This window comes from Streptomyces sp. NPDC004327 (assembly GCF_042873935.1).
Classification (GTDB): Bacteria; Actinomycetota; Actinomycetes; order Streptomycetales; family Streptomycetaceae; genus Streptomyces.
In genome coordinates this window covers 68,630-82,257 of record NZ_JBIAME010000011.1, presented here as the reverse complement: position 1 = coordinate 82,257, position 13,628 = coordinate 68,630, and the positions used below count along the sequence as shown (strand labels likewise).

Annotated in this window: 8 protein-coding genes; 6 read left to right on the top strand and 2 right to left on the bottom strand. The window is 74.2% G+C overall.

Annotation, left to right across the window (positions count from 1 at the left end):
- Nucleotides 1-54: 54 nt before the first annotated feature.
- Nucleotides 55-1,389, bottom strand: coding sequence for a 4-aminobutyrate--2-oxoglutarate transaminase (gabT, locus tag ACFYU9_RS32080; RefSeq protein WP_389209058.1), 1,335 nt, complete (start codon nucleotides 1,387-1,389; stop codon nucleotides 55-57).
- 724 nt (nucleotides 1,390-2,113) lie between these two features.
- Between gabT and ACFYU9_RS32075 the strand changes: the two genes are divergently transcribed.
- The 4 genes from ACFYU9_RS32075 to ACFYU9_RS32060 all read left to right on the top strand — a co-directional run bounded on the left by ACFYU9_RS32075 (nucleotide 2,114) and on the right by ACFYU9_RS32060 (nucleotide 9,693).
- Entirely contained in the window at nucleotides 2,114-4,264 is a 2,151-nt protein-coding gene (locus ACFYU9_RS32075; protein ID WP_389347133.1) for an ATP/GTP-binding protein, read from the top strand.
- A gap of 487 nt (nucleotides 4,265-4,751) precedes the next feature.
- Complete coding sequence (locus ACFYU9_RS32070; RefSeq protein WP_389347130.1) at nucleotides 4,752-6,317, top strand: PucR family transcriptional regulator; 1,566 nt, start codon at nucleotides 4,752-4,754, stop codon at nucleotides 6,315-6,317.
- A 403-nt stretch (nucleotides 6,318-6,720) separates the two neighbouring features.
- Nucleotides 6,721-7,716 carry an EamA family transporter gene (locus ACFYU9_RS32065; protein WP_389347128.1) on the top strand — a complete coding sequence of 332 codons (996 nt, stop codon included), beginning with the start codon at nucleotides 6,721-6,723 and terminating at the stop codon, nucleotides 7,714-7,716.
- A 531-nt stretch (nucleotides 7,717-8,247) separates the two neighbouring features.
- Nucleotides 8,248-9,693 carry an aldehyde dehydrogenase family protein gene (locus ACFYU9_RS32060; protein WP_389209065.1) on the top strand — a complete coding sequence of 482 codons (1,446 nt, stop codon included), beginning with the start codon at nucleotides 8,248-8,250 and terminating at the stop codon, nucleotides 9,691-9,693.
- Between the two features lie 167 nt (nucleotides 9,694-9,860).
- On the opposite strand, the gene ACFYU9_RS32055 is transcribed toward ACFYU9_RS32060, so the two are convergent.
- Nucleotides 9,861-10,163: a putative quinol monooxygenase gene (locus ACFYU9_RS32055; protein ID WP_389209067.1), complete on the bottom strand. Its 303-nt coding sequence runs from the start codon at nucleotides 10,161-10,163 to the stop codon at nucleotides 9,861-9,863.
- 134 nt (nucleotides 10,164-10,297) lie between these two features.
- Here ACFYU9_RS32055 and ACFYU9_RS32050 point away from each other — a divergent pair, with 134 nt between their 5' ends.
- Both ACFYU9_RS32050 and aroA read left to right on the top strand, forming a co-directional pair.
- A complete protein-coding gene (locus tag ACFYU9_RS32050; RefSeq protein ID WP_389209069.1) occupies nucleotides 10,298-12,226 on the top strand; it encodes an acyl-CoA dehydrogenase family protein in 1,929 nt (642 codons plus the stop codon).
- Between the two features lie 101 nt (nucleotides 12,227-12,327).
- Nucleotides 12,328-13,587, top strand: a complete 1,260-nt coding sequence (gene aroA, locus ACFYU9_RS32045; RefSeq protein ID WP_389209071.1) for a 3-phosphoshikimate 1-carboxyvinyltransferase — start codon at nucleotides 12,328-12,330, stop codon at nucleotides 13,585-13,587.
- The last annotated feature ends 41 nt before the right edge of the window (nucleotides 13,588-13,628 follow it).

The window sequence follows — 13,628 nt, the reverse complement described above, 5'->3', positions numbered from 1 at the left end:
ACACACGGTGACAGAAGGTGCGCTTCAGCCCTCGGATCCGGTCGGCTCGGATCGTCAGATCTGCGCGAGCGCGGCCTCGATGACGTCCAGGCCCTCGTTCAGCAGGTCCTCGCCGATGACCAGCGGCGGCAGGAAGCGCAGCACGTTGCCGTAGGTGCCACAGGTCAGGACGAGCACGCCCTCGTTGTGGCAGTACTTGGCGAGCGCGGCGGCGGCCTCGGCGAACGGCTCCTTGGTCGCCGGGTCCTTCACCAGCTCGATGGCGATCATGGCGCCACGGCCACGGATGTCACCGATGACCGGGAACTTCTCCTGCATCGCGGTGAGGCGGCCCTTCATGACCTCCTCGATGCGCTTGGCCTTGCCGTTGAGGTCGAGCTCCTTCATGGTCTCGATGGCGCCCAGCGCACCGGCGCACGCGACCGGGTTGCCGCCGTAGGTGCCACCCAGGCCGCCACCGTGCACGGAGTCCATGATCTCGGCGCGGCCGGTCACGGCGGCGAGCGGCAGACCGCCCGCGATGCCCTTGGCGGTGGTGATGAGGTCCGGGACGATGCCCTCGTCCTCGCAGGCGAACCACTGGCCGGTGCGGCAGAAGCCGGCCTGGATCTCGTCCGCGACGAAGACGATGCCGTTGTCGTTGGCGAACTTCACGATCGCCGGCAGGAAGCCCTTGGCCGGCTCGATGAAGCCGCCCTCGCCGAGCACCGGCTCGATGACGATCGCGGCGACGTTCTCGGCGCCGATCTGCTTGGTGATGTTGTCGATCGCCTGCGCGGCGGCCTCGGGGCCGCAGTTCTCGGCACCGGTGGGCCAGCGGTAGCCGTAGGCGACCGGCACGCGGTAGACCTCGGGCGCGAACGGACCGAAGCCCTGCTTGTACGGCATGTTCTTCGCCGTCATGCCCATGGTGAGGTTGGTGCGGCCGTGGTAGCCGTGGTCGAAGACGACGACGGCCTGGCGCTTGGTGTACGAACGGGCGATCTTGACCGCGTTCTCGACGGCCTCGGCGCCCGAGTTGAAGAGCGCGGACTTCTTGGCGTGGTCGCCCGGGGTCAGCTCGGCCAGCGCCTCGCAGACCTCCACGTAACCCTCGTACGGCGTCACCATGAAACAGGTGTGGGTGAAGTCCTGCAGCTGCGCGGAGGCGCGGCGCACGACGGCCTCGGCGGAGGCGCCGACCGAGGTCACGGCGATGCCGGAGCCGAAGTCGATCAGCAGGTTGCCGTCGACGTCCTCGATGATGCCGCCGCCGGCCCGCTTGGTGAACACCGGAAGCGTGGAGCCCACGCCACCGGCGACCGTGTCGAGGCGGCGCGCCTGAAGCTCCTGCGACTTCGGGCCGGGGATGGCGGTGACGACGCGCCGCTCCTGCGGGACAGCGTTCATGCGGGGCTCCTGGGGTGTTCTGGACGCTCTTGCGGGTTTCCTCCGCAGGCTAGGCGCGGGGGAGGGGGTCGGGCATGCGCCGATCGGGAGTGGTGGCGGGTGGCCCGTTGTCCGAGATGGACATGGTGAGCCCTTCCGTGGCCCCCGGCGGCACGGCGCACCAATGTCCATTACGGGGCGACACGGCGCCCGGCGATCGGCCGAACGGGTGGGCGAAACCGCTCCGGGACGGCCCGCGCCCACTAGATTGACGGTGGCACAGTTGTGGCGACCTGGCTGGTCAGGGGGCGGGGGTTTCATGGAGACCGACGGCACGTACGAGTCGAGCGACACGCGGGGGGCGGGGGCCGGGGCCGGGGTACCGCGCCCGGCGACGCCGCCGTCCGGTGAGGTGTCGCCGTCCGGTGAGGTGTCGCCGTCCGGCGAGGTGCCGCGGGGCTCGTCGGCGGCGGCCGGCTCGTCTGCGTCGGCCGGCCCGTCGGCGTCGGCGGTCCCGTCCGTCCCGCCGGCCCCGGCGCGCCCGCCGGCGCAGCCGGTCGTACCGCCGCCGCCCGCGCACGCGCCTGGCGCGTATCCCTCGGCAGAGCCCTCCGTGCCGCCCCGTGCCCCCGTCGCCGAGTGGCTGGATGCGCCGCGGCCTGCTGCCGCGCTCGGGGTATGGCGGTTCCGCCATGTGCCTGCGGAGCAGCCGGCCGAGCGGCTGGCGCCCGTCACGATCCTCGGAATGCTCCTTCCCGTGGCCCTCGGTCTGGTCATCTGGTCCACCTGGCGCACGGGCTTCTTCCCGTACAAGACCGAAATCCTGTGGAGCGTGACGCCCCAGGGTTGGTTCTGGCCGGGCAGCACCGTCGCAGTCGACTGGCACGGCGATGCGGCGCGTGTGGTCCTGGACGGCGTATTCCTCGCGGTGCTGGTGACCGTTCTGGGCTTCCTCGGCTCCTGGCGCAAGATCACCAGGCATTACATGAGTCAGCTCCATCCAGCTCGCCGAGCCGTGCTCGCCGCCGTAATGGCACTCGGCACCATGCTCCTTGTGTGGCCGGAAGCGTTCGGCCTCGACTGGGTGCCGCTGCCCGTCGCGAGCACCGTCCTCACGCTCCTCGCCCTGATCACCGGCGGCTTCGAGATCTTCACGTCGCCCTTCGTCGTCTACACCGTCTACACGCTGATCACGCTCCTCGTCCTGTGGCCGTTCGCCCGGCTCGGCAATTGGCGGGGCCTCTTCCTCGCTTGGCGCGCCCGCAAGGCCCCCCAGCCCCAGGCCGCCCCCACCGGACCCGCCGTCCCGCCCTCCCAGTGGCCCGAGCTCCGCGCCGCCGGTGAGCAGCGCGCCGCCGACGTGCTCGCCGCCGAGGTGGCGGGCGGGCGGATGAACGACGTCGACGTCGCGCGCGTGCGGCGCGCCTGGGCGGAGTCGGCGCGGGACGGCATGCGCCGGGCCGCCCTCGTCGAGGCGGTCGTCGCGCGGGGCGCCGCCGCGGCCGGCCATCCGTCCGGCGAGCGGGACCTGCCCGGCCGCCGCACCGCCACCCACGACCTGCTCCTCGGCCAGGTCCGGGTCGGCCGCTACGCGCCCGCCGAGCGCACCCCCGCCGCCTACCACGGCGCCGGACTCGCCCTCGACCCCGCGCTGCTCGGCACCTCGCTGCTCGCCGTCGGCCCGTCCGGTGCCGGCAAGACCCGCGCCCTCGTCGCACCCGTCGTCGAGTCGCTCGGCCTCCAGGCCCTCACCGGCGGCTGCGCCGTCGTCGCCGTCGGCGCGGCCGGCGCGCCGCTCGGCCCGGACGAGGCGTACGACGTCGTGATCCGCCTCGGCGACCCGGCTTCCCGGCACGACCTCGACCTGTACGCGGGGGCCACCGACCCGGACGAGGCCGCCGCGCTGCTCGCGGAGGGGCTCGTCGGCGACATGCCGGGCGTCGAGACCCGGCGGGCCGCCACCGTGCTCGCGCAGCTCATCGGCCCGTACCGCGCCGCGCACGGCCGCTTCCCCGCCGTCCCCGTCCTGCGCGAACTCCTCGAAGCCGGCCCCGAGACCCTGCGGGCCCTGCTCGGCCTGCTGCCCGAGGACGGCGCCGCCACGGCCATGCGCCGCGAGCTCGAGTCCCGGATCCGGCAGGTCGGCACCGCGACCGACCTCGGCCCCGTCCTCGCCGACCGGCTCGCCGCCCTCGACCGCCCCGTCTTCGCCGACTTCTTCGGTGGCGCGAGCGGCAGCGAAGGCGACGACCGCGCGTTCGCCCTTCGGGCCGTCGTCCGGCACCCGATGCGGGTCCGGATCAGCCTCCCGGAAGGCGCCCACGAGGAGGCCGCCCGGCTGCTGAACCGGCTGCTCCTCGCCCAGTTCCAGACCGTCGTACGGGACCGGGCCGGCGCCCCCGGCTCCCACTTCGCCTGCCTCGTCCTCGACGACGCGGCCGGCGCGCTCACCCCCGGGACCGTGCGCGGCCTCCAGCGGCTGCGCCCGCAGAACGCCGGCGTCGTGCTCGCCCTGCGTACCTTCGCCGAGGTTCCCGAGCAGCTCCACGGACCGCTGCTCGCGGTCGTCGGCTGCCGGATGGCGTTCGCCGGCATCCCCACCTGGGACGGCAGGGCGTTCGCCGAGGCGTGGGGCACCGAACGGGTGGAGACCACCGAGGTGGCCCACCACACCGTCTTCGCCGACCAGCCGATGACCCGCGCCTTCCACGCCCTGCGCAAGCTGGTGACGGGCAAGGCCGTGACGACGGAGGCGGTGACGGTACGAGAGGTCGAGCGCGAACGCTGGTCGGCGTCCGACCTCGCACACGCGGTGCCGCCGGGCCACGCGGTCCTCTCGCTCACGGACGTACGCGGGGAGCAGACCCCGCCGCTGCTCGTGGACCTGCGCGGCTGAGCCACGCGGGTTCTCCCGCGGGAGGGGCCGGGGCGCGGGGCAGGGGATCGGCTCGCGTGGCCGGGACCGGGGCGCTGCGGCAGGGGCCGGGGCGTGCGGCGGCAGGGATTTGTTCACGCGGGCGGCTGGGTTCGCGTGCGGCGGGGGCCGGTTCACGCGGCCGGGGGCTTGTTCACGCGGTTCACGCGGTCGGCTGGGCTTGCGTGCGGCCATGGTCGGTTCACGCGGCAGGGATCTGTTCACGCGGGCGGCTGGGTTCGCATGCGGCGGGGGCCGGTTCACGCGGCCGGGGGCGGAAGCGTGCTGCGGCACCGACCCTCGCCGACAAGGCCGGCCCCGCGGCCACACCCGACCCACCCCGTCGCAGCCGGCTCGCGCGGCTGGGCGCGGGCCACGGCCCGGGCTGGCAGAATCGGGGGCGCGCCGCTCTGACGGGCGGCGCGACGCCTCCCCGCTCCCCGGTCCGAAGGTCCCCCGGTCCCCCCTGATGCCGCCCACCCTCGCCTCGCTCGTCCAGCACTCGGCGCTCAAACTCATCGTCCGCGCCGGTGAGGACCGCCTCGGCACACCCGTGCGCTGGGCCCACGTCAGCGAACTCGCCGACCCCGTCCCGTACATGGAGGGCGGCGAGCTGCTGCTCACCACCGCGCTCACGCTCGACGCCGAGGACCCCGAGGCGATGCGGCGCTATGTGCGGCGGCTGCTGGGCGCGGGGGTGGTCGGGCTCGGCTTCGCGGTCGGCGTCAACTACGACGAGATCCCGGGAGCACTGCTCGCGGCGGCCCGCGAGGAACACCTGCCGCTGCTCGAAGTGCCGCGGCGGACGCCGTTCCTCGCCATCAGCAAGGCGGTGTCGGCGGCCATTGCCGCCGACCAGTACCGCGCCGTCACGGCCGGTTTCGAGGCGCAGCGCGAACTGACGCGGGCCGCGCTCGCCGAGGGACCGGACGCCGTCGTCGCCCGGCTGGCCGCGCACGTGGACGGGTGGGCCGCGCTGTACGACACGTCCGGCGCCGTCCTCGCGGTCTCGCCCGAATGGGCGGCGCGCCGGGCCGCCCGGCTCACCCCGGACGTCGAGCGCCTCCGGGACCGGCCCGCGCCCGCCAGCGCCGTCGTCGGCGGCACCGACGACCGGGTCGAGCTCCAGTCCCTCGGCACGGGGCGGCGGGTGCGCGGGGCGCTCGCGGTCGGCACGGGCGCGCCGCTCGGCACCGCCGAGCGCTACGCCGTGCACTCGGCGATCGCGCTGCTCACCCTGACGACGGAACGTTCGCGCTCGCTGCAGGCCGCCGAGCAGCGGCTCGGCGCGGCCGTGCTGCGGATGCTGCTCGCCGGGCAGCCCGACCACGCGCGCGGGGTCGCCGGGGACCTGTACGGCGGGCTGCTCGACGCGCCGTTCCGGCTGCTCATCGCCGAGCCCGCGAGCTCCGAACCGCGCGAGGGCGAGACGCCGCTCGCGGTGTTCGCGGAGTCACTGGAGGCGGCGGCCGCGCGGGCGGGCGAGTCCGTTCTCACCGTGCCGGAGGGCCCCGAGGGCGGGGAACGGCTCGTGGTCCTGGCGGGCGACGGGGGAGCGGTGGTCGCCGCGTGCGAGGCGTACGCGAACCGCGACGCCGAGGAGACCGAACTGGTCGTCGGCCTCTCCGCCCCGACCGGCCCCATCGCCGCCTCCGCCGCCTACAAACAGGCCGAGCAGGCCCTGTCGGTGGCCCGGCGGCGCGGCCGCTCGCTCGTCGAGCACGAGGAACTCGCCGCCGGCTCCGTCCTCCCGCTCCTCGCCGACGACGCCGTCCGCGCCTTCGCCGACGGCCTGCTCCGCGCCCTCTACGAACACGACGCCACCGGCCGAGGCGACCTCGTCGCCTCCCTGCGCGCCTGGCTCTCCCGCCACGGCCAATGGGACGCGGCCGCCGCCGACCTGGGCGTCCACCGCCACACGCTGCGCTACCGCATGCGGCGCGTCGAGGAGATCCTGGGCCGCTCGCTGGACGACCCGGACGTCCGCATGGAGCTGTGGCTGGCGCTGAAGACGACGGGGACGGGCGCGGAGTAGGAGTAGGAGGACGGGGCCGGCCGCGCCCGCGGGCGCGGCGTCTGACCGGCCGGGCCATTCCGCAGCGCCGACCGACCGGGCCGCTCTGCAGCGGCGGTCGGCCCGACCTGGGGCTGGTCTGGACTCCGGGCCGGGCCTGGCCCCCGGCCTCGCCCGGCCTCGCCCGGCCTCGCCCGGCGTGGGCCCGGCCTGGACCTCGGGCTGGCCCGGCCCCGCCTGGCCCGGCGTGGACCTCGGGCTCGGCTCGGGCCTCGGGTCCGGTCACTCCGGAACCGATCGGGACCTCGGCCCCGGCCCAGCGCGCCACTCGCTCGCGCCCCCGCTCGCCCGAATTCCCCTCCCCCTGCCCGATCGCGGGCAGATTTCTGGCCCGGCGGCCACTGATCCGCCTAATCTCCTGGGCATGACAAACCCTGCCGCCGATGCCGCGGCCTCCGGAACCCAGTCCCCCGGAAGATCGTCCTCCGCCACCCTCCCCGGCGCTGCCGGAGCTTCCGGCGCCCCCGCCCCCCGCCGCATCCCCGGCGCCGTCTGGGCCGCGCTCGCGATCGTGTACGTCGTGTGGGGGTCGACGTACCTCGGGATCCGGGTCGTGGTCGAGACGCTGCCGCCGTTCCTGTCGGCCGGGGCGCGGTTCGTGGCTGCCGGAACGATCCTGGCCGGGATCGTGGCGTGGCGGCAGGGCGTCGGCGCGCTCAAGGTGACGGCCCGGGAGCTGGCCTCCGCGGCGGCCGTAGGTCTGCTGCTGCTCCTCGGCGGCAACGGGCTCGTCGTGCTCGGCGAGACCTCCGTGCCGTCCGGGCTGACCGCGCTGCTCATCGCCGTCGTGCCCGCGTTCGTGGTCGTGCTCAAGGCGATGGCCGGGGAGCGGCCGAGCGCCGGCGGGATCGTGGGCGTGCTCGTCGGGCTCGGGGGCCTCGCGGTGCTCACCCTGCCCGGGCTGAGCGGCGAGGTGAAGGTCGGCGGCGTGGTCCTGGTCGTCGTCGCGGCGCTCAGCTGGTCCGTCGGGTCCTTCTCCTCGTCCCGGCTGCCGATGCCCGCGAACCCGCTCACCGCGAGCGTGTACGAGATGCTGGCCGGCGGCCTCGCGGGCCTCGGCGTCGGTCTGGTGCGGGGCGAGCAGCACGGCCTCGACCTGGCGGCCGTGTCCGCCCGGTCCTGGGCGGGCCTCGCGTACCTGATCGTCTTCGGCTCGCTCATCGCCTTCACCGCCTACGCCTGGCTCCTCCACACCGCGCCGCTCTCCCTCGTCGCCACCTACGCCTACGTCAACCCGGTCGTCGCCGTAGCCCTCGGCGCGCTCGTCCTCAACGAGGCGCTGAGCTGGCCGATCGTCCTCGGTGGCGCGATCGTCGTGGTCGGCGTGGGACTGATCGTGTCGACAGAGCGGCGCGGATGAGCACCAGTCCTCTGCCCTGAGGGCCGTCTCGAACGGCCGGCCCTCCTCGACGTACGGCGACGACCTGTATCTCCTGGGCGCCGCCACGGGCGACGAGGAGGAGGGCCGCGCCTTCCGCGACCGCATCGGCGGCATACGGGAGCTGCTCCCGTACAAGGGCGGCCTGGTCATCGGGGTGCGCACGGGCGGGAGCGCGCCGCCCTTCTCCGCGTACGAGCGCCGGTGAAACGGCTGCCTGCCTGTCCGCCGGGCGCGGGCCGGAGCGCCCAGTGCTGCGCCCAGGAACCGCGCACCCGCGACCCGGGCGCATCGGCCACGTCGCGCCGGAGCGCCCCGTGCGGCGCCAGGGAACGCCCACCGGTCACCCACACCGCCCCGGAACGCCCACCCGCGACCCGGGCGCCTCGGCCAAACCGGACAGGAGTGTCCCGTGCACCACTCCACACCGGACAAGCCACCGGCGGCCCGACCGGCCCTACCGTGTCACCAGAGCAACCGCTCGCACCCCGATACGGAAAGGGCCGGGACGCAATGACGACCACCCACGCCTTCTGGCTCGCCGGCCGTGAGGCCACCGGCGAGGCCACCTTCGACGTCACGAACTCGTACGACGGACGTCTGGTCGGCAAGGTCAGCGTGCCCACCGAGGCCCAGGTCGAGGAGGCCGTCGCCGCCGCGCACGCCGTCGTCGACGAGTTCGCCGCGACCCCGGCGCACGTCCGCGCCGCCGCCCTCGACCACGTGTCGAAGCGGCTCGCCGAGCGCACCGAGGAGATCGCCCAGCTGATCTCCGCCGAGAACGGCAAGCCGATCAAGTGGGCCCGCGGCGAGGTCGGCCGTGCCGTGTCCGTGTTCCGCTTCGCCGCCGAGGAGACGCGCCGCTGGAACGCCGGCGAGGCCCAGCGCCTCGACACCGAGGCCGGCGGCGTGGGCCGGCTCGCGCTGACCCGCCGTATCCCCAAGGGTGTCGTCCTCGGCATCGCGCCGTTCAACTTCCCGCTGAACCTCGCCGCCCACAAGGTCGCCCCGGCCATCGCCGTCGGCGCCCCGATCATCCTCAAGCCGGCCCCGGCCACCCCGATCTCCTCGCTGATCCTGGGCGAGATCCTGGCCGAGACCGACCTGCCGGCCGGCTCCTGGTCGGTCCTGACGGTCCCGAACGACCGCATGCCCGCCCTGGTCCAGGACGAGCGCCTGCCGGTCATCTCCTTCACCGGCTCGGACACCGTCGGCTACGCCATCCAGCAGTCCGTGCCGCACAAGCACTGCACCCTGGAGCTCGGCGGCAACGCCGCCGCCGTCGTCCTGTCGGACTGGTCCTCCGAGGCCGACCTGGACTGGGCCGCGACCCGCATCGCGACCTTCTCCAACTACCAGGGCGGCCAGTCCTGCATCTCCGTGCAGCGCGTGATCGTGGACGCCTCCGTCCACGACCGTCTGCTGCCGAAGATCGTCGCGGCCGTCGAGGCCCAGGTCAGCGGCGACCCGGCGGACGACGCCACCGACGTCGGCCCGCTCGTCGACGAGAACGCCGCCAAGCGCGTCGAGTCCTGGGTGGACGAGGCCGTCGCGGCCGGCGCCAAGCTGCTCGCCGGCGGCAAGCGCGAGGGCGCCACCTACGCCCCGACCGTCCTCACCGAGCTCCCGGCCGGCGTCACCCTGGCCCGCGCCGAGGTCTTCGGCCCGGTCCTCACGGTCACCAAGGTCGACGGCGAGGCCGAGGCGTTCGCCGCGGTCAACGACTCCGACTTCGGCCTCCAGGCGGGTGTCTTCACCCACGACCTGCAGACCGCCTTCCGCGCCCACCGCACCCTCGAGGTCGGCGGCGTGATCGTCGGTGACGTCCCGTCCTACCGCGCCGACCAGATGCCGTACGGCGGCGCCAAGCGCTCCGGCGTCGGCCGCGAGGGCGTCAAGTTCGCCATGGACGACTACACCTACGAGCGGGTCCTGGTCCTCACGGGCCTGGCGCTGTAAGCGCGACCCCTCATCCGTACGGAGCAACGCCTCCGTACGCGCAGGCCGACGGCCCGAGCCCACTGTGCGGGGGCTCGGGCCGTCTCCATTGCCCAGGGCTTCCCAGCCCCTCCCGGGCCCCCCAAGACTTCCCAGGGCTTCCCAGCCTTCCCGCGACTTCCCCAGGCCTACGCGACCGGCGCGTCGTCGAGCCGCGACACCTCCGCCGGGCCCGCCCGGAACGCCCTGTTCGTCACGCCCGCCGCCGTCATGTGCGGGGCCGCGTCATGCGCCGCGAGCGCCTCGGCGGAGGCCCAGCGTTCGATCAGCACGAAGCGGTCCGGGTCGTCGGCGACCCGGTGCAGGTCGTACTGGAGACAGCCGTCCTCGGCCCGTACGACCGGGGCGAGTTCCGCGAAGGCGGCGACCTGCTCCGCGCCCCGGCCGGGCAGGGTCGTGATGTGGATGATGAGCTTGATCGTCTGCGACATGGCGCGGACCCTACGTCCCCGCGCCCCCGCGCCGCTCGTCTTTCCCAACCCGTGGATATCGGGTACGACGGACAGTAGCCACAGAGCAGGCCCACGTGGCCCCAAGCCCCGACGAGCGGCGAGGTGAGCTCCGCATGTCCGCACCCACCCAGCGGCCGCCCAAGGTCAGCGAGCGCGAGGCCCGGCAGGTCGCCGAGGCAGCCCGCGAGCAGGACTGGCGCAAACCCAGCTTCGCCAAGGAACTCTTCCTCGGCCGGTTCCGCCTCGACCTGATCCATCCGCACCCGCTGCCCGCCGACGAGGACGTCCGGCGCGGCGAGGCGTTCCTCGCCAAGCTGCGCGCCTTCTGCGTGAGCGGCGTCGACGGCGCCCGCATCGAGCGCGAGGCCCGCATCCCCGACGAGACCATCGCCGGCCTGCGCGAACTCGGCGCCTTCGGCATGAAGATCGACCCGAAGTACGGCGGCCTCGGCCTCACCCAGCTGTACTACAACCGGGCCCTCGCCCTGGTCGGCTCGGTCAGCCCCGCGCTCGGCGCGCTGCTCTCCGCGCACCAGTCGATCGGCGTACCGCAGCCGCTGAAGATCTTCGGCACCCAGGAGCAGAAGGACGCCTTCCTGCCCCGGCTCGCCCGCGGCGCCATCTCCGCCTTCCTGCTCACCGAGCCCGACGTCGGCTCCGACCCGGCCCGGCTCGCCACCACCGCCGTGCCCGACGGCGACGACGGCTACGTCCTCGACGGCGTGAAGCTGTGGACCACCAACGGCGTCATCGCCGACCTGCTCGTCGTCATGGCCCGCGTGCCCGCCTCCGAGGGTCACCGGGGCGGCATCACCGCCTTCGTCGTCGAGGCCGGCTCGCCCGGCATCACCGTCGAGCACCGCAACGCCTTCATGGGCCTGCGCGGCCTGGAGAACGGCGTCACCCGCTTCCACCGGGTCCGGGTCCCGGCCGCGCAGCGCATCGGGCCCGAGGGCGCCGGCCTCAAGATCGCCCTCACCACCCTCAACACCGGCCGGCTCTCGCTGCCCGCGGCCTGTGCCGGCGCCGGCAAGTGGTGCCTGAAGATCGCCCGCGAATGGGCCGCCGAGCGCGAGCAGTGGGGCAAGCCGGTCGCCCGGCACGAGGCCGTCGGCACCAAGATCTCCTTCATCGCCGCCACCGCCTTCGCCCTGGAGGCCGTCGTCGACCTCGCCTCCCAGATGGCCGACGAGGACCGCAACGACATCCGCATCGAGGCCGCGCTCGCCAAGCTGTACGGCTCCGAGATGGCCTGGCGGATCGCCGACGAACTGGTCCAGATCCGCGGCGGCCGCGGCTACGAGACCGCCGACTCGCTCGCCGCCCGCGGCGAACGCGCGGTCCCCGCCGAACAGCTCCTGCGCGACCTGCGCATCAACCGGATCTTCGAGGGCTCGACGGAGATCATGCACCTGCTGATCGCCCGCGAGGCCGTCGACGCCCACCTCGCCGTCGCCGGCGACATCATCGACCCCGACAAGGCGCTCGCCGACAAGGCCAAGGCGGGCGCCAAGGCCGGCGGCTTCTACGCCCGCTGGCTGCCGCAGCTCGTCGCCGGACAAGGGCAACTCCCGGGCGCGTACGGAGAGTTCGGAGACCTCGCCGGGCATCTGCGCTATGTCGAACGGACCTCCCGCAAGCTCGCCCGCTCCACCTTCTACGCGATGTCCCGCTGGCAGGGGAAGATGGAGCTCAAGCAGGCGTTCCTCGGCCGGATCGTCGACATCGGCGCCGAGCTCTTCGCGATGAGCGCCGCCTGCGTCCGCGCCGAACTGCTGCGCACCACCGGCGACCACGGCCGCGAGGCCCACCAGCTCGCCGACGTCTTCTGCCGCCAGGCCCGGCTGCGGATCGCCGAGCTGTTCGGCCGGCTCTGGGCCAACACCGACGACGTGGACCGCAAGGTCGTCGACGGCGTGCTGGCCGGCGCGTACACCTGGCTGGAGGAGGGCATCCTCGACCCGAGCGGCGACGGCCCGTGGATCGCCGACACCACACCGGGCCCGTCGGCGAAGGAGAACCAGCACCGCCCGATCGAATGACCGGCACGGCCACCACCTATTCGGACAAATAAACGTCAGGGTCCCGTCCAGTTCGCGGACGGGACCCCCGCCGTTCCGCCCGCCACGGCAGGATGACCGGCGTGACCGTCATCGACATCCCCGGTTCCAAGTCCGTCACCGCCCGCGCCCTCTTCCTCGCCGCCGCGGCCGAGGGCACCACCACCCTGCTGCGGCCGCTGCGCTCCGACGACAGCGAGGGCTTCGCCGAGGGTCTGAAGGCCCTCGGCTATGCCGTACGACAGGAGCCAGGCGCCTGGCACATCGAGGGCCGGCCCGCCGGGCCCGGGGTCGCCGAGGCCGACGTCTACTGCCGCGACGGCGCCACCACCGCCCGCTTCCTGCCCGCCCTCGCCGCCGCCGGGCACGGCACCTTCCGCTTCGACGCCTCCGCCCAGATGCGCCGCCGCCCGCTCGGCCCGCTCAGCACCGCGCTGCGCGAGCTCGGCGTCGACCTCACGCACGGCGAGCGCGAGGGCCACCACCCGCTCACCGTCACCGGCCGCGGCATCAAGGGCGGCGCGATCCGCCTCGACGCCGGCCAGTCCTCGCAGTACCTGACCGCGCTGCTGATGCTCGGCCCGCTCACCACCGAGGGCCTCGCGATCACCGTCACGGACCTGGTCTCGGAGCCGTACGTCGAGATCACGCTGGCGATGATGCGGAGCTTCGGCGCCGAGATCGACCGCGCGGACGGCCCCGAGGGCCGTACCTACACCGTCCTGCCCACCGGCTACCGGGCCACCACCTACGCCATCGAGCCGGACGCCTCCACCTCCTCGTACTTCTTCGCCGCGGCCGCCCTCGTGCCCGGCGCCGAGGTCACCGTCCCGGGCCTGGGCGCCGGCGCGCTCCAGGGCGACCTCGGCTTCGTCGACGTGCTGCGCCGCATGGGCGCCGAGGTGACCGTCGCCGACGACCGGACCACCGTCCGCTCCACCGGAACCCTGCGCGGCCTGACCGTCAACATGCGGGACATCTCCGACACCATGCCGACCCTCGCCGCCCTCGCGCCCTTCGCCGACGGGCCGGTGCGCATCGAGGACGTCGCCAACACCCGGGTCAAGGAGTGCGACCGCCTCGACGCCTGCGCCGAGAACCTGCGCCGGCTCGGCATCACGGTCGAAACCGGCCCCGACTGGATCGAGATCCGGCCAGGTGTGCCGAGCGGCCCCGCCGAGATCGCCACCCACGGCGACCACCGCATCGTGATGTCCTTCGCCGTCACCGCGCTGCGCACGCCCGGCGTGACCTTCGACGACCCCGGCTGCGTACGGAAGACGTTCCCGGACTTCCACACCGTTTTCGGCTCCTTCGCCCAGGGGCTCGGGGAAGGAGTCTGACGGGGTCCGTGCGGGGCGCACAGTCTTTGCGGCAAGAATGG